Genomic DNA, 16135 nt, shown 5'->3' with positions numbered 1-16135 from the left:
GGGATCTCCTTCTCCTAAATGGCACGCATATGGCAATAAAAAACCCCGGTACGATGTGCGCAACCGGGGTTTGAATGTTCTCAGGGATGAGAGGTTACGCGCGAACGTCGGCAGGCCCGGATTTCAGGCTTTTTTTATGCTTTCGTTTCAACTCGTTGAACCGCATTTCATCATCTCTGGTCAAAAAATGGTGTCTGGGCATATTTCGGGAACACGGCAAAAATGTCAAGGCGAAACCGGCTATGTATAATGGCCGCCCAAAATTGCGTGGAGAGAACCGATGAGCAGCCCTGCTGGAGCCATCAGCCATAAAAATAGTGCCGTCAGCCAGATGCTGGAACGAAACCAAGCCCTCTTTGTCGGCAAGCGGCTACTGGTGTGCGGCGCCCTGGAGGATGACTATCCCCGCCAGCTGGCCACTCTGGCCGACTCCCTGACCGTCTTCACCACGGATTACTGCTATTACCGCAGCCAGCAAAGCGCACTCAAGGATGCCATCCTGTTCGACCACCAGCTGGGCGGTGCTCCCCGCTTCGATGCCCTGCTGCTGCTGATGCCCAAGGCCAAGGCCGAGGCCCAGTATCTGCTGGCCATGATGATACCGCTATTGGAAGCCGGTGCCGACCTGTTTCTCGCCGGCGAGAACCGCGGCGGCATCAATGGGGCCGACAAACTGCTGGCCCCCTATGGCGAGAAGCCGATCAAGCGCGATTCGGCCCGTCGCTGTTCCCTCTATCACGGAGAGCTCAGCAAGCCGGTTGCCCCGTTCGAGCTGGATGCCTGGTTCAGCCGCTATGAGTGCAAGATGGGTGACACCGAATTGACTGTGATGGCCCTGCCGGGTGTGTTCAGTGCGGACGGACTGGATCTGGGCAGCCAGATGCTGCTGGCGACCCTGCCCCCCATGGGCGGCGAGCTGCTCGATTTTGGCTGCGGTGCCGGGGTGATAGGCTCGGTGCTGGCCAAGCGCAATCCCGGCCTTGAGGTCACCATGGTTGACATCAATGCCTTGGCACTGGAATCGAGCCGCCGTACCCTGGCCATCAACGGCCTGCAGGGCAAGGTGCATGCTTCCGATGTCTACTCCGACATCAGCGGCAAGTTTGACCGGATCGTCTCAAACCCCCCGTTTCATGCCGGGCTCAAGACCTTCTACGCCGCTACCGAGACGTTTCTCGCCAAGGCGCCAGAATATCTGCGCCCTCATGGCAGCCTGACCATAGTGGCCAACGCCTTCCTGCGATACCAGCCTATACTGGATACGCACTTCAAGCAGACCGAAACAGTGCGTAGTGATGCCAAATTCAAGGTCTATCTGAGCAAAGTGTAAATAAGTGTAAGTCTTGTCCCGAAAGCGCTAGAGAGCGTCGCACGGGATCTGATAAGGTACTTGAATGGAAACAAAAAACACCCCTTAAGGGGTGTTTTTTTGAAACGAATTGAAAACCTTTTCATCTTGTTTATTCAGGGAGAGACATACGATGGCCGGCATTTTGACCATGATCCTGGCTGGAGGCGAAGGAACCCGCCTGCAGCCCCTCACCACCACCCGCAGCAAGCCCGCAGTCCCGTTTGGCGGGAGTTACCGGCTAATCGACTTTGTCCTCAACAACTTCGTCAATGCCGATTTCCTGCGCATCTACGTCCTGACCCAGTTCAAGTCCCAATCCCTCTACTTGCACATGAAGAAAGGCTGGAACATCGTCGGTATCACCGACCGTTTCATCGACCCCATTCCAGCCCAGATGCGCATGGGCAAACGCTGGTACGACGGTACCGCCGATGCCATCTACCAGAACCTGGGGTTTATCGAGCGCGCCGAACCGGACCACGTCTGCATCTTCGGATCCGATCACATCTACAAGATGGATGTGAGCCAGATGGTCGCTTTCCACAAGCAAAAAGCCGCCGCCATGACGGTCGCCGCCCTGCGTATGCCCATTGAGGAGGCCAGCGCCTTCGGGGTGATCGAGGTGGATACCGAGGGGCGCATGATAGGTTTTCAGGAAAAACCCAAGCATCCCAAACCCATTCCCGGCGATCCCACCCAAGCGCTGGTCTCCATGGGCAACTATATCTTCGAGACCGAGACCCTCTGCCGCGAGCTCAAACGGGATGCCACTGAAGAGAACTCCAGCCATGATTTTGGCAAGGATGTGATCCCCAGCCTTTACCCGCGCGCGCCCGTCTATGTCTACGATTACAGCACCAATCTCATCCCGGGCGAGAAGCCGGATGTCTACTGGCGTGACGTAGGAACCCTCGACTCCTACTGGCAGGCGCACATGGATCTGGTGGCTGACAATCCCCCCTTCTCCCTCTATAACCGCAAGTGGCCGCTGCATACCCACTATCCAGCCCTGCCGCCCGCCACCTTCATCGACAGCGAAGAGTGCAAGGTCAAGATCGCCAACTCACTGATCTCCGCTGGTTGCTTCATTCAGGGCAGCCAGATCCAGCGCTCCATCCTGGGATTTCGTTGCAACATAGGCCCATGCAGCCATATCAGTGAATCCGTCCTGCTGGGGGATGTGAAGATAGGAGAAGGTTGCTCCATCCGGCGCGCCATCATCGACAAAAACGTTGAAATTGCACCCGGCACCGTTATCGGTGAAAATCTCGACCACGACAGAGAGCGATTCACCGTATCCGAAGGCGGTATCGTCGTGGTACCTAAGGGAGCAAGAGTTGGCTATTAACCCACTGAAAATCCTGTTTGTTGCCTCGGAAGTTGAGGGGCTGGTCAAGACCGGGGGCCTGGCCGATGTCGCCAGAGCCCTGCCCATGTACCTGGCCCAGAAGGGGCATGATGTCCGGATCATGCTGCCCTTCTACAAGACTATAAAACGGCGGGATGAGGCCAGACTGCTGGCATCCCGCTGGTTGCCAACCCATCCAGGCCTGCCGGATATCGGCTATCGCATCTACCAGATGGATTTGGACGGTGTCTGTGTCTATCTGCTCGACTGCCCGCAGTACTTCGATCGCCCCCAGCTCTACGCCGAAAACAATCAGGCCTATGGTGACAATGGCGAACGTTTTGCATTCTTGTCTGCGGCCGCCCTGCATGCCTGTGAACAAATAGGTTTTGCCCCCGATATCGCCCACTGTAACGACTGGCACACAGGTCTGCTGCCGCTGCTGCTGAAGACCCGACATGCCCACAACCCCTTCTTCCAGCACACCCGCAGCGTGATCAGCATTCACAACGCGGCGTTTCAGGGAGGTTTTGGTCGCGAGCAGTTCTGGGCTATCCCCGAGATTGCCGATTACGAACGCCGCATCAATTACGACTATGGCCACGTCAACCTGCTCAAATGCGGGGTGCTCTACGCCGACAAGATCAATGCGGTCAGCCCCAACTATGCCCAGGAGCTGCTCACCCATCTTGGGGCCCACGGCATGGCCCACATCTTCCAGCAACGAGCAGCCGATCTGTGCGGCATCCTCAACGGCTGTGATTACAAGGATTGGGATCCCGAATTCGACGAGCTGTTGCCTGCTACATACAGCATCGACAATCTCGCCGGCAAAGGGATCTGCAAGCAGCGCCTGCAACAGGAGGTGGGCCTGCCCGTCTCGGACTTGCCCATCTATGGCATGGTGTGTCGCCTGACCGAACAAAAGGGCGTGCCACTGCTGATCCCGGCGCTGGAGAAGTTCCTCCACCATCAGGTACAGGTGGTGATCGTGGGTTCCGGCGATCCCGTGCTCGCAGCCCAGTTGCAGACCATGGCCCAACAGCATGCGGACAAGCTGGCCTTCATCAACGCCTATGACGACAGGCTGGCCCATCTGGTGGAAGCGGGTGCCGACTTCTTCCTGATGCCCTCCCTGTTCGAACCCTGCGGCCTCAACCAGATGTACAGCCTGGCCTATGGCACCCTGCCGCTGGTACGTGCCGTGGGTGGCCTGAAAGATACTGTGGTGGACTGGGATGCCAATCCCGAGCATGCCACCGGCTTTTGCTTCAACGATCCTACGGCGGCCATCCTGCTCGATACCATGCGTCGCAGCCTGCTCTACTTCCTGCAGGACAAGGAGCGTTTCGCCAAAGTGCAGCGCAATGCCATGAGCACTCGCTTCAACTGGGCCGACTCGGTGACCCAGTATGAACAGATGTACCAGAGTGCCCTTGGACGCCACTGAGCCATCGGCGTCGGCGAATTGCTGAAGTTTTGTCCCTTTGGCATGGCTTTGAGCGCCAACAGTGAAAAAAGTCCCCTCTGGCTGTTGACGCTCCCCCAAAACTCTATAGAATCCCCCTCCGCAGTGATGCGAAGGTGGCGGAATTGGTAGACGCGCTAGCTTCAGGTGTTAGTGTCCCACGGATGTGAGGGTTCGAGTCCCTCTCTTCGCACCATACTGCAACATGCTCTTATCAGGCGGCATGTAAATTCAGACTGATAACCCGATGTGCGAAGGTGGCGGAATTGGTAGACGCGCTAGCTTCAGGTGTTAGTGCCCCCCGGGTGTGAGGGTTCGAGTCCCTCTCTTCGCACCATGCTTTTTATCAGACAGCATGTAAATCCAGACTGATAACCCGATGTGCGAAGGTGGCGGAATTGGTAGACGCGCTAGCTTCAGGTGTTAGTGCCCCCCGGGTGTGAGGGTTCGAGTCCCTCTCTTCGCACCATGCTTTTTATCAGACAGCATGTAAATCCAGACTGATAACCCGATGTGCGAAGGTGGCGGAATTGGTAGACGCGCTAGCTTCAGGTGTTAGTGCCCCCCGGGTGTGAGGGTTCGAGTCCCTCTCTTCGCACCATGACTCTGACATGTAAAAACAGAACGATGCGCTCCATCCGCATGTAAAAACCAGATGGAAAAAATCAGTGTGCGAAGGTGGCGGAATTGGTAGACGCGCTAGCTTCAGGTGTTAGTGTCCCACGGATGTGAGGGTTCGAGTCCCTCTCTTCGCACCATTCATTACGCAAAAGGCCCATCACGAAAGTGACGGGCCTTTTGTTTTTACTCCTTGTTATGACTATCCTTTTGACGATTCCCCGCCTATCGCCATGCCAAGGAACCGTTATGATACTGGATACCGATATTCACAATTTCTACGAACACCTGATGCTCAAGGAGATTGAGAAGCAGGGACTGCAACAGACCCTGAGCAGCGATCAGATGGCCGATCTCTGCTGCCTCACCCTCAACCAGCTGCCTGCCCACTACATTCGCCACGATGTCGATATGATCTACTTCCTGACTGACGCCAAACGAGCCGAGATGGAGAAACAGGTCATCGAGTCTCTCAAGCTGGCCCAGCAGACCATCAAGCAGGCCCCCACCAAGCAATCATAGCCATGGCTGCTGCCAGAGCAGGGTGACGGCCCCCGCCGCCCCGGCCACTGGCAGCAAGATCAGCGCAGGTTTCAACCTGGGCTCGAGCATCACCCAGGCCGCCAGCACAAAACCGAGACTCCAGAAGCCATACTCCTTCCCGTGCCCCCAATAAAGCACGGCCAACGCGGCCAGTAACAGGACCCCTCTCAACCCCCAGCGCATCTCTTCTCTCCTCGCCCCACAATTGAGAACAATTATCATCTTCATCTATTGGTGGTGCAAGCCATTTCAAACGAGCTTCGAATGTCGCTTACCTTGCCAACATGGCGCTCAAAAATGGGTTATGAGATCAACTAAATTGTGATTTTTTCAATCAATCTTGTGTTTTTGCCAATTCAGTTGGGATTTTCTCCCCCCGGATTGTGATAGATTGCGGCCTCTTTTTGGGTTGGCCCCTCGGGATACAGATATCCACAGGACGAGAGGGACCGACCTTGGCGAGCAAGAGTTTAGGAAGTATCTATGCAAAACCAACACAACCAAATCCGACTGCCGAGCATGCTGCAGGTATTTGCCTGCCTGGCCATTTTCCTGGCCCTGGCCTTCTCCTTTACCAGCGTGCTCGACCTGCCGATCCAGCTGGCCCTGTTCATCGCCTGGTTCGTCATCATGGGGCTGGGCATCAAGCTCGGCCATGATTACAAATCCCTGGAACAGGCTGCCGTCGACGGCGTCTCCAAGGGGATGGGGGCCATCCTGATCCTGGTTTCCGTCGGTGCCCTGGTCGGCACCTGGATTGCCGGCGGCATAGTGCCCAGCATCATCTACTTCGGCCTCAAGGTGATACACCCCTCCATCTTCCTGCTGGCGACCCTGATCATCTGCTCCCTCACCTCGCTGGCCACCGGCACCTCCTGGGGCTCCGCAGCCACCGCCGGCATCGCCATGATGGGCATAGGCCACAGCCTGGGGGTACCCGCACCTCTGGTGGCCGGTGCCGTGCTCTCCGGCGTCTACTTCGGTGACAAGCTATCTCCGCTCTCCGACTCCGTGGTACTGGCCTCCACCATGTCCAACGTCGACGTGATGGAACACATCAAGGGGATGCTGCCTATCAGCCTCTTCTCCTACATCATCACCGCCGCCTTGTTTACCGTGGTCGGCATGCAGTACTCGGGCAATGTGAGCCTGGAGCAGGTCAACCTGGTGATGGAAGCGCTCGACAAGCAGTTCAACATCACCCCGCTGGCCATCATTCCGGTGGTGCTGGTGCTGGGCCTCCTGGCCAACCGCAAGCCCGCCTTCCCGGTGATCAGCTTCGGCGCCCTGTTGGGCCTGGTGTGGGCCATCGTTTTCCAGGACATGGATCCGGTCAAGGCGATGCACTCCGCCTACAGCCCGTTTGCCATCACATCCGGTGTCGATTTCATCGACAACATCCTGGGCCGTGGCGGTATGGAATCCATGCTGGGCTCGGTGGCCGTCATCATCTTCGGTCTGGGTTTCGGTGGCCTGCTGGAGAAGGTCGGCATTCTGGAAGTGATCGCCAGCGCCTTTGAAAAGCGCATCAACGGAGCGGGCAGCCTGACTACCCACACCATAGGCACCGCCTTCCTGGCCAACGTGTTCGGCTCCGCCATGTATGTGTCGCTGATCCTGACCCCCAAGATCATGGCCAAGAACTACGACCGGCTGGGACTGGCGCGCAAGAACCTCTCCCGCAACGCCGAGTTTGGCGGCACCCTCACCTGCGGCATGGTGCCCTGGAGCGACAACGGCATCTTCATGGCCGGGGTACTGGGGGTGGCTACCCTCGATTACCTACCCTACATGTGGCTCAGCTTCACCTGCATCATAGTGACTATCACCCTCGCCTATCTGGGCAAGGCTGTGAATCGGGTACCGCTGGTCGAGGCGGCCAGCTCCCGCTAACCCAGCACTTTGAACAGGATAAAGGCGCCCTTGCGGCGCCTTTATCGTTATTACCACTCAACCAACAAAAACGGCCCTCGTTGCCGAGAGCCGTTGCATCGAACCGGATTCGTGGTCAGATGGAGAAGCTGGAACCACAGCCACAGGTCGTCGTGGCGTTGGGGTTGGTCACGGTGAAACGCGAACCTTCCAGACCCTCGGTGTAATCCACACTGCCGCCCACCAGATATTGCAGGCTCATGGGATCGATCACCATGGTAACGCCGTTCTTCTCGACCACGGTGTCGCCATCGTTGATCTTCTCATCAAAGGTAAAACCATACTGGAAACCAGAGCAGCCCCCACCCGTGATGTATACCCGCAGCTTGAGCTCCGGATTTTCTTCTTCGGTGATCAGGGTCTTCACCTTGTTGGCTGCCGCATCCGTCATCTGGATTGGCAACGGGGCTTCTGCTACTGCACTCATCACTGACCTCACAACCATTAGATCCACAAACATGGAAACCGCGAAATTATCCAATACCCGACCATTCAGTTCAAGTATTCACCACTACTCTTGTCCGGTGGCGGGCACGGGAGCCGGTGGCGCCGCGACCAGCGGCTTGATCACCTCGCCCCACTCCACCAGCAACTCCTGTGCCGGCTGCCGGCCATCCTTGTTGATGGTGACCCGGATCCGGTCCGGCACGAACCCTTCGGGCAACTGCCAATTCCCCTCAAGCAGCTGGAAATAACGCAGGGCATAGCGCCATTCGCTCACCTTCATCCCCAGATCCCGTCCGGTCAGCACTCTGGGCTTGTCACCCTGGCTGCCTTCGACCCGGATCTGCACCTGACCGCGAAACAGCTCGCGCTTCTTGGCAGGTTGCGTCAGGGCCAGACGATAGTGATAACGACCGGGAATGCTGGTCTCCTGCAGGGTGAGGTTATCGATCACCACCCCGACCTGTTCACCGGTGGGGCGCATGATCCGCTCGAAGAACGCCAACTGGCGCTTGAGCTCCTGTACTTGAGCCTCCTGGCTCTTCAGGGTGGTCTGCAACTGCTCGAAGGCTGCCTTCTGGGTCGCCAGCTGGGTATCCTTCACGCCCAGCTCGGTCTTGAGCTGACCGATGGCCTTGCCCTGGCGATCCAGCGTCTCCTGCTGCACCACTAGCAGACTGCTCTGTGCCAACTCTTGTCGGTTACCGACAAAGTATCCGATGAGCGCCCCCACGATCAGCACCGCCAACAACTTCAATATCTGGGACATAGGGCCTCTTCTGTTACCACGCCATACGGCAGCCACCTTCCCTTCACTATACGCGACCCAAGCTGAACCGCGGTGATATACAAGGAGTTAACTGGTGGTGGCGCCGCTCTCTCCCCGCTTTTGACGCGCGGCGAGCCGTAAAGTTCGCTCCAGGATCTGGGAATAGATGGGGCGACCACCCAATCCCTGCGCCACCAGGGTCGCGCCGACGGTCGTGATCATCATGGGCAGGATCAGCTGATAGTTGTCAGTCATCTCTGTCACCAGCACTATGCCGGTGATGGGCGCACGCACTGTGGCGGCAAACAACGCCCCCATGCCCGCGATGGCGAAAGCGCCGGGCTCAATGCCAAGATCCGGAAACGCGGAGTGAAAAAGATGGCCGAACACCACGCCAAACAGAGTGCCGAGGGCCAGGGTAGGGGCAAATACCCCACCAGGGGCGCCGGAGCAGAAGCAGATAAGAGTCGCCACCAGTCGCACCGAGAAGATGAGGAACAGGGTGGCCATCGCATATTCCCCTCCCATCAGGTGGGGGATCAGTTCGGTACCGCCCCCCGTGACAGCCGGAGCAAACAGCGACAAGACGCCAAAGGTGCCAGCCACCAGCATGCCAATGGCGACAAAGCGGTGACGTTTGTTCTGGTGCAGCGCCAGATAGCCATCCTGACAGGCCAGCACCAGCTTATTGAAGACAAAGCCGAGCACCCCGAACATGCCCCCCATGAAGAGGAACAGCCAGAGTGCCTTCAGTGCCGGGGCATCATAGTGCGGTAGACTGATGACGGGAGCTTGCCCCTTCATGTTCTGCAGCATCAGGGTGGCCATGATGGCAGAGATCCCCACCGCCTTGATGGCCAGGAAGGAATAGCGAAACTGCGGCCGCATCTCCTCCATCACGAACAGGATCCCAGCCAGCGGCGCATTGAAGGCGGCGGCAAGGCCGCCAGCCGCCCCGGCGGCCAGCAGAGCATGGCCATGCTCCTTGGGCAGCCGAAAGATATCCGCCACCATCTTGCCAAGGTTGCCGCCAATCTGGACCGACGGCCCCTCACGTCCCAGCACCATGCCGGAGCTCAGGGTACAGATGCCGCCGAAGAACTTGACTGGCAGCACCCGCCACCAGCGCACCGGGCGCAGATCGTCCATCGCCCCTTCGATTTCGGGAATGCCGGAGCCGCCCGCCTCGGGGGCAAAGGCATGGGTAAGAAAGTAACCGACCAGCCCCAGCAGGGCGCTGAAGCCAAAGCCTAGCAGCCCGAGCTGCCACCATGGGCGATCGGCCAGCAGATCCAGGCGTTGCCCGACCAGCCAATGCACCCCAGATTCAAAAAGGCCGCATACCAGTCCCGCCAAGGTGCCGACCAAGGCTGCGAGCAGCAGTACCAGCAAGGGGATCTTGTCTTGCCGGATGATTCGAGAGACGGCTCCCCGAGGAGCTGCATCCGGTTCAGAAGAGGAGAGAGCTTGTTGCGCCATCTTGTTACACCAACTTGAAAAACGACATCGTCAGCGAGCTGAGATCAGGATCACCCGGCGCATTGCTCGGCTGCCCAGGGCTGGGGCTTTCTGCTATAGTCGGCCCGTTAATTTTGTCACGGGTGCAGACCGAGAGTCCGGGTGGCGAGAGCGCAAAGCATACTCCTCATGCCACAACCTGCCGAGTCTCAATCGGCTGCTTTCCCCTGTGTGACGACCAAAATCCCATTAAGGATGATCCATGTCAAAATCAGATCAGCTGTTTGAACAGGCCCGCCAGACCATTCCGGGCGGCGTCAACTCACCGGTCCGCGCCTTCAATGGGGTCGGCGGCACACCCCGCTTCATCGACCACGCCGATGGCGCCTACCTCTATGACGTCGACGGTCAGGCCTATGTAGACTATATCGGCTCCTGGGGTCCCATGCTGCTGGGTCACAATCATCCGGTCATCAAGGCCGCCGTCATCAAGGCCGTCGAGAAAGGGCTGAGCTACGGTGCCCCCACCGAGATCGAAGTGCTGATGGCCGAGAAGGTGCGCCAGATCGTCCCCTCCATGGAGCAGGTGCGGATGGTCAACTCCGGCACCGAGGCCACCATGAGCGCCATTCGCCTCGCCCGCGGCTACACCGGCCGCGACAAGATCGTCAAATTCGAAGGCTGCTACCACGGCCACGCCGACTCCTTGCTGGTCAAGGCCGGCTCCGGCGCCCTGACCCTGGGCCAGCCCAACAGCCCGGGCGTGCCGGCCGACTTCGCCAAGCACACTCTCACCTGTGTCTATAACGATCTGGACTCGGTGCGCGAGGCCTTCACCCAGTACGGCAGCGAGATCGCCTGCATCATCGTCGAGCCGGTGGCTGGCAACATGAATTGCATTCCGCCGGTCCCCGGCTTCCTGGAAGGGCTGCGCGCCATCTGTGACGAGTTCGGCGCCCTGCTGATCCTGGACGAGGTGATGACAGGTTTTCGCGTCTCCCTGCGCGGCGCCCAGGGGCACTACAACATTGACCCGGATCTGACCACCCTCGGCAAGATCATCGGTGCCGGCATGCCGGTGGGGGCCTTCGGTGGCAAGAAGAAGGTGATGCAGCACATCGCCCCGACCGGCCCCGTCTATCAGGCGGGCACCCTCTCCGGCAACCCGGTGGCCATGGCCGCCGGCCTGGTCATGCTGGATCTGCTGCTGGAGCCGGGCCTGTATGATCAGCTGAGCGCCAAAACAGCCCAGGTGGCTGAGGGGCTCAAAGCCGCAGCGGCCAAACACGGTATCCCGCTCGCCATCAACTATGTCGGCGGCATGTTCGGCTTCTTCTTCACCGATGAGCCCGAGATCACCCGCTACGAGCAGGTAACCCGCTGCGACATGGAGCGCTTCAAGCGCTTCTATCACCTGATGCTGGAGGAGGGCGTCTATCTGGCGCCGAGCGCCTACGAGGCTGGCTTCCTGTCGATGGCTCACGGCGACAAGGAGATAGCACACACCCTGGCAGCCGCCGATCGCTGCTTCGCCAAGCTGGCCGGTTAATCCCCTGCCGATACAAAAGGGCCCACGAGGGCCCTTTTTTATTCTTCACCTTGGCGGTGCAATACTGCCTGACCCGCCCCTCTCCTGCCGCCTTCTGGTGCAATTCCCTCTCCTATCCCTGTCATAAAGCAGGCCCATAATTTGCACATCCAGCTCAGGCCCCATGCAAACGAGGTTCCCATGGCAGAGATGAGCCCCATCGACGTGTTGCGACGCTATCAGGAGTTTGGCGACGAACTGCATCCTCTGTTGCAGGGATTGCTCGAAACCCCGCTCGCCTCGCTCAAACGCTACCCCTTCATTGTCAGCATCGAACAGTGGCAGGGGGCTACCGGGATCCTGCCCCCAACGCCTGCCGAATCTGACCGGCTGCATCTGGTTATCCGTGGTCAGGGACGGGCAGTCACCGTCTGCCTGCACCAGCTGATCGCCTGGTTGATGGGCGATGGTGGGCGGCGGCGCGCCATTCCCTGGTTCAAGGGTGTCTACGTGATATTGAGTGCGGCCCTGTTCCTGATCGTCGCCACCCTCATCTGGCACGGATTGGAGCAGCTTTACCTGCTGTTGTGCGGCACCCGGCAGAACCGGCTTGGCGCCTTCAGCGCCATCATCTTCCTGACCCTGGCGCTGGCGGTGTTCGATCTCGGCAAAACCATACTGGAAGAGGAGGTGCTGCTGCATAAGGATATCTTCCGCCATAGCGCCATTCGCCGCACCATCACCCGCTTCATCGCCGCCATCCTGATCGCGGTCTCTATCGAAGGGCTGCTGTTGCTGTTCAAGGGCTCGCTGGGCCAGAGCGAGCTGCTCTGGCCTGCGGTCGGCGTGATGGGATGTGCCGTGGGTCTGCTGCTGGCACTCGGGCTCTATGTCTTTCTCGGGGCCAGAGCCGAGGCCGCCTTGGTGCAAGCTAGCTTGCGTCCGCAACCAGTTGTGGAGAGGGCTGACGACCCGCCCGCCAGGAGGCGTACATGGTCCAGGAGGTATAGATGACGATGAAGGCGACCAGCCACTTCAGCATCTCCACATCCATCGACTTGACCAGCATGGCCGCCAGCACCACCCCGATGGGACCAAAGATGGCAACCGCCAGCACGGCCTTGGCATCAAAGGTCCCCTTGCGGATAAAGGTACCCGCCGAGAAGACGCTCAGTACGGCGGTAGAGCCCATCATGATGGGAAACGCTGCCAGCGGGTTCATGCCAAGCAGGTAGACGAGAGTCATGCAGGGTGCAAACAGACCGATACCGACATTCATCAGTACTCCGAAGAGGAAATTGCCGAGCAGAGCGATCACCAGCTTGTAGCCGCTCAACCCCATCGCCTCTCCCCCCACGGGGAAAAGGCCCAGGAGACCGGCGAAGATGAATCCGGCGACTACGAGAAGAGAGATAGCCATCACCAGCCGCACGGTTTGCCGATCAAACGAGGCAACCCGCCGCGCGCCCCAGGCGGCGCCTGCCGCAGCGGCGACCATCATGCTGAGCAAGGTCAGGGGGTCGACGGCCACTGCGCCGATGAAGATGAGTGATTGGGTCACCGCAGGCAACACACACTGACTGTTGAGGGTGCCGGGCAACAGACGATCGTCGATCAGCTTGAACTGCTTGTAGCAAGCCGTCTTCACCGCGAAGCTGCCAATCCCCAAAGTATCGAGGAAATTGGCAATCCCCCCGATCGCCGCCACAGGCCAGAAGGGGGTGGGCTCGATCGTCCCGTTACGCTTCATTCGCCAACATGCCTGCACCAGCATGATGACGTATGCCAGACCGCCGACTATAAAAATTAACCGTAAAATTTCAACTAACATATGGGTTTCTCCTGCCACGGGCGGCGATTCTAAGGCAGGCAGCAGGAAAAATCTTGACTGGAATTAAGCAATCCCCCAAATACGCGACAGTGGGAGCAAATATTCCCGGATAGACGTCGAACGACTCTGCTAATACTTGTTACTGGGGCGAGAGGCCCATCCCGTCGGACGCTGTTATGGTCCTTTCGCGACGACCACCTGTTCCGATGGGCATAATAAAAAGAGGACCGGTAGCAATACCGGCCCTCTTTTTCTATCACAACTGAAAGTGCAAACAGATCTTACTGAATGCTCTTGCCTTCACGCACATCCTTGATGAAGCCTTTCAGACTCGCGAGATCCCGCGGTGCGCCACGCAGGATCTGATCACCGATGATAAAGGCAGGAGTGCCCGAAATGGCAAGCGCTTCCGCCAGTGCCCGGTTGGTACCCAGATTCTGATCGATGCTACCATCCTTGAGCTTGGCTTCAACCTTGCTCCAGTTCACGCCTGCCGCCTCAGCCACCTGTTTGACCTGTGCCTCATCGGCCAACGGCCCCTTGTGCGCATAGAGCTTCTCATGGAAGGCCTGGTACTTGTCTGGCTGTCCCAACTGGACTGCCAGTGCAGCGCGTGCGGCAAAGTAGGAAGTTTCGCTCAGGATCGGGAACTGCTTGTAGATGTAACGGATATCCTTGTCTTCTGCGATCAGCTGTTTGACCAGCGGGTGGGCGCGCTTGCAGTAGCCGCAGTTATAGTCGAAGAACTCGACCACTGTCAGCGAGCCTTTCGGATTACCCATCTCGGGGTCATTGTTACCATAGAGCTGCTTGGCATGAGCCTTGATAAGCGCCTTGTCACTTTCGGCTTGCTGCTGCTCCTGCTTGGCGCGCAGGGCATTGGACATCTCAACCAGTATTTCCGGATTCTTGACCAGATAGTCACGCACGATTTGCTCGACATCGGTCTTGGTCAACTCGCTTGCCTGGGCCGGAGCCGCCAGCAGGGTTACGCCCGCCAAGGCGCAAAACAGGGCATTTTTAATAGTCATAACATTATCTTGCAGAGGATATGATGGTGGCCACTATAGTGGTTGAGTCTGTATTCAAGTCAAGTTATCTGGTGAAAAATGCGATAACCCCACCCTTTTCATCCCTTTTGCCGTGATTTCGTGCAATTAACCAGCGATCAGGCAAGTCAGGGATTTACAAGCAGAAACAGCATGGTAATATTCGCCGCACTGCTGCGGAGGGGTGGCAGAGCGGCTGAATGCACCGGTCTTGAAAACCGGCGATGGGCGACCATCCGTGGGTTCAAATCCCACCTCCTCCGCCATCAATTCGAAGCCCATGCAACTTTGGTTGCGTGGGCTTTTTTGTATATGCTGATACGCTCCCTCTCTCATCTATTTCCCCTTGCCTCAACAACACCAAACGCAGCAGGCTGCATATCCCATCATTGATGCCCACCCCATATCCTCTTCCGAATAATCCATTTCCGTTGCCCAGATACACAGTGACATTGACTTAGATAAAGTACTGACGAGAAGCTTGATTCATCTTACCAAGCAAGATAAGAGACTATTCACGATCGTGACGGCTTCAGAGTGGAGAAAATAGATCCGCAACGGGAGAAGATAAATTGATAGGAGGGAGAACTGCCCAAGGCAATGCTGAATATGACCCTAAGGGCCAGAAGCGAAAAAGGCCTTCCCATCAGGGAAGGCCTTAAAAACGAAAAAAAGCCCAGTCTGTCGACTGGGCTTCTTGTTAGTGGCGGAGCGGACGGGACTCGAACCCGCGACCCCCGGCGTGACAGGCCGGTATTCTAACCGACTGAACTACCGCTCCGCATTCGGTTAGCTTTCGCTAAATCATTTGCCGCTTCTTCTGAGGTGTCATCCTCGCAGCCGGTCATGTCTTTCACATCACCGTTTAATTGGGTGCCTGGCAGTGTCCTACTCTCGCATGGCGAATGCCACACTACCATCGGCGCTACCGCGTTTCACTTCTGAGTTCGGCATGGGTTCAGGTGGTTCCACGGCGCTATGGCCGCCAGGCAAATTCTTCAATCTGAGAAAGCTGACGTGAATAACGATTTGCCTGTTGGCTTCGCTATCACTGAATTTGAGTAGTTCATTCTATTTGCTACAAGCCTTAGAACACTTCTTGGGTGTTGTATGGTTAAGCCTCACGGGTAATTAGTATGGGTTAGCTCAACACGTCGCCGCGCTTACACACCCCACCTATCAACGTTGTGGTCTCCAACGGCCCTTTAGGACCCTCAAGGGGTCAGGGATGACTCATCTCAGGGCTCGCTTCCCGCTTAGATGCTTTCAGCGGTTATCGATTCCGAACTTAGCTACCGGGCAGTGCCACTGGCGTGACAACCCGAACACCAGAGGTTCGTTCACTCCGGTCCTCTCGTACTAGGAGCAACTCCCTTCAATCATCCAACGCCCACGGCAGATAGGGACCGAACTGTCTCACGACGTTCTGAACCCAGCTCGCGTACCACTTTAAATGGCGAACAGCCATACCCTTGGGACCGACTTCAGCCCCAGGATGTGATGAGCCGACATCGAGGTGCCAAACACCGCCGTCGATATGAACTCTTGGGCGGTATCAGCCTGTTATCCCCGGAGTACCTTTTATCCGTTGAGCGATGGCCCTTCCATTCAGAACCACCGGATCACTATGACCTACTTTCGTACCTGCTCGACCTGTCCGTCTCGCAGTTAAGCTGGCTTATGCCATTGCACTAACCTCCTGATGTCCGACCAGGATTAGCCAACCTTCGTGCTCCTCCGTTACTCTTTGGGAGGAGACCGCCCCAGTCAAACTACCCACCAGGCACTGTCCGCGA

At 57.8% G+C, this 16135-nt stretch carries 13 protein-coding genes, 7 tRNA genes and 2 rRNA genes (1 of these 22 only partly in view); 13 read left to right on the top strand and 9 right to left on the bottom strand.

Annotated elements, in window-relative coordinates; genetic code table 11:
• Nucleotides 1-280 precede the first annotated feature (280 nt).
• The 9 genes from rsmC (at nt 281) to MRK42_RS02415 (ending at nt 5307) form a co-directional block, all read left to right on the top strand.
• Nucleotides 281-1330: a 16S rRNA (guanine(1207)-N(2))-methyltransferase RsmC gene (gene rsmC / locus MRK42_RS02455; RefSeq protein ID WP_354688882.1), complete on the top strand. Its 1050-nt coding sequence runs from the start codon at nt 281-283 to the stop codon at nt 1328-1330.
• Between the two features lie 151 nt (nt 1331-1481).
• Nucleotides 1482-2699 carry a glucose-1-phosphate adenylyltransferase gene (gene glgC / locus MRK42_RS02450; RefSeq protein ID WP_026457173.1) on the top strand — a complete coding sequence of 406 codons (1218 nt, stop codon included), beginning with the start codon at nt 1482-1484 and terminating at the stop codon, nt 2697-2699.
• A complete protein-coding gene (gene glgA, locus MRK42_RS02445) occupies nt 2689-4149 on the top strand; it encodes a glycogen synthase GlgA (RefSeq protein ID WP_354688881.1) in 1461 nt (486 codons plus the stop codon). Before glgC ends, glgA begins: the two co-directional genes overlap by 11 nt.
• 128 nt (nt 4150-4277) lie before the next feature.
• Nucleotides 4278-4363, top strand: a tRNA-Leu gene (locus MRK42_RS02440).
• 55 nt (nt 4364-4418) lie between these two features.
• Nucleotides 4419-4504, top strand: a tRNA-Leu gene (locus MRK42_RS02435).
• 46 nt (nt 4505-4550) lie between these two features.
• Nucleotides 4551-4636: transfer RNA gene (locus tag MRK42_RS02430), tRNA-Leu, on the top strand.
• Nucleotides 4637-4682: 46 nt separating this feature from the next.
• Nucleotides 4683-4768 (top strand) — tRNA-Leu (locus MRK42_RS02425).
• 71 nt (nt 4769-4839) lie between these two features.
• Nucleotides 4840-4925, top strand: a tRNA-Leu gene (locus tag MRK42_RS02420).
• 109 nt (nt 4926-5034) lie between these two features.
• Nucleotides 5035-5307, top strand: a complete 273-nt coding sequence (locus MRK42_RS02415) for a late competence development ComFB family protein (RefSeq protein ID WP_354688880.1) — start codon at nt 5035-5037, stop codon at nt 5305-5307.
• On the opposite strand, the gene MRK42_RS02410 is transcribed toward MRK42_RS02415, so the two are convergent.
• Nucleotides 5302-5511: a hypothetical protein gene (locus tag MRK42_RS02410; protein ID WP_042026738.1), complete on the bottom strand. Its 210-nt coding sequence runs from the start codon at nt 5509-5511 to the stop codon at nt 5302-5304. The two genes, MRK42_RS02415 and MRK42_RS02410, sit on opposite strands and share 6 nt — an antisense overlap.
• 300 nt (nt 5512-5811) lie before the next feature.
• On the opposite strand from MRK42_RS02410, the gene nhaC reads away from it, so the two are divergent.
• Entirely contained in the window at nt 5812-7221 is a 1410-nt protein-coding gene (gene nhaC, locus MRK42_RS02405; protein WP_026456435.1) for a Na+/H+ antiporter NhaC, read from the top strand.
• 115 nt (nt 7222-7336) lie between these two features.
• Here the strand turns inward: nhaC and erpA are convergent, their stop codons facing one another.
• The 3 genes from erpA to clcA all read right to left on the bottom strand — a co-directional run bounded on the left by erpA (nt 7337) and on the right by clcA (nt 9952).
• Entirely contained in the window at nt 7337-7687 is a 351-nt protein-coding gene (gene erpA, locus MRK42_RS02400; RefSeq protein WP_026456436.1) for an iron-sulfur cluster insertion protein ErpA, read from the bottom strand.
• Nucleotides 7688-7771: 84 nt separating this feature from the next.
• On the bottom strand, nt 7772-8473 hold the full coding sequence (locus tag MRK42_RS02395; protein WP_026456437.1) for a DUF6776 family protein: 702 nt from the start codon (nt 8471-8473) through the stop codon (nt 7772-7774).
• Between the two features lie 87 nt (nt 8474-8560).
• Nucleotides 8561-9952 carry a H(+)/Cl(-) exchange transporter ClcA gene (gene clcA / locus MRK42_RS02390; RefSeq protein WP_042026740.1) on the bottom strand — a complete coding sequence of 464 codons (1392 nt, stop codon included), beginning with the start codon at nt 9950-9952 and terminating at the stop codon, nt 8561-8563.
• 241 nt (nt 9953-10193) lie between these two features.
• On the opposite strand from clcA, the gene hemL reads away from it, so the two are divergent.
• Both hemL and MRK42_RS02380 read left to right on the top strand, forming a co-directional pair.
• Nucleotides 10194-11480 carry a glutamate-1-semialdehyde 2,1-aminomutase gene (hemL, locus tag MRK42_RS02385; protein ID WP_354688879.1) on the top strand — a complete coding sequence of 429 codons (1287 nt, stop codon included), beginning with the start codon at nt 10194-10196 and terminating at the stop codon, nt 11478-11480.
• Between the two features lie 180 nt (nt 11481-11660).
• Entirely contained in the window at nt 11661-12473 is an 813-nt protein-coding gene (locus MRK42_RS02380; RefSeq protein WP_354688878.1) for a hypothetical protein, read from the top strand.
• Here the strand turns inward: MRK42_RS02380 and MRK42_RS02375 are convergent.
• Both MRK42_RS02375 and MRK42_RS02370 read right to left on the bottom strand, forming a co-directional pair.
• On the bottom strand, nt 12391-13290 hold the full coding sequence (locus tag MRK42_RS02375; RefSeq protein ID WP_354688877.1) for a sulfite exporter TauE/SafE family protein: 900 nt from the start codon (nt 13288-13290) through the stop codon (nt 12391-12393). The genes MRK42_RS02380 and MRK42_RS02375 overlap by 83 nt on opposite strands.
• A 281-nt stretch (nt 13291-13571) precedes the next feature.
• A complete protein-coding gene (locus MRK42_RS02370; protein WP_354688876.1) occupies nt 13572-14321 on the bottom strand; it encodes a DsbA family protein in 750 nt (249 codons plus the stop codon).
• A 196-nt stretch (nt 14322-14517) separates the two neighbouring features.
• Here MRK42_RS02370 and MRK42_RS02365 point away from each other — a divergent pair.
• A tRNA-Ser gene (locus MRK42_RS02365) sits at nt 14518-14605 on the top strand.
• Between the two features lie 438 nt (nt 14606-15043).
• On the opposite strand, the gene MRK42_RS02360 is transcribed toward MRK42_RS02365, so the two are convergent.
• The 3 genes from MRK42_RS02360 to MRK42_RS02350 all read right to left on the bottom strand — a co-directional run.
• A tRNA-Asp gene (locus MRK42_RS02360) sits at nt 15044-15120 on the bottom strand.
• 94 nt (nt 15121-15214) lie between these two features.
• Nucleotides 15215-15329: ribosomal RNA gene (gene rrf / locus MRK42_RS02355) — 5S ribosomal RNA — on the bottom strand.
• A 120-nt stretch (nt 15330-15449) separates the two neighbouring features.
• A 23S ribosomal RNA gene (locus MRK42_RS02350) occupies nt 15450-16135 on the bottom strand (it continues 2203 nt past the right edge of the window).

The organism is Aeromonas sp. 19NY04SH05-1 (assembly GCF_040581895.1).
In the GTDB taxonomy this organism is placed as follows: Bacteria; Pseudomonadota; Gammaproteobacteria; order Enterobacterales; family Aeromonadaceae; genus Aeromonas; species Aeromonas enteropelogenes.
Note: the sequence above shows the minus strand (reverse complement) of the source record. Positions and strands in the feature narration are given on the sequence as shown.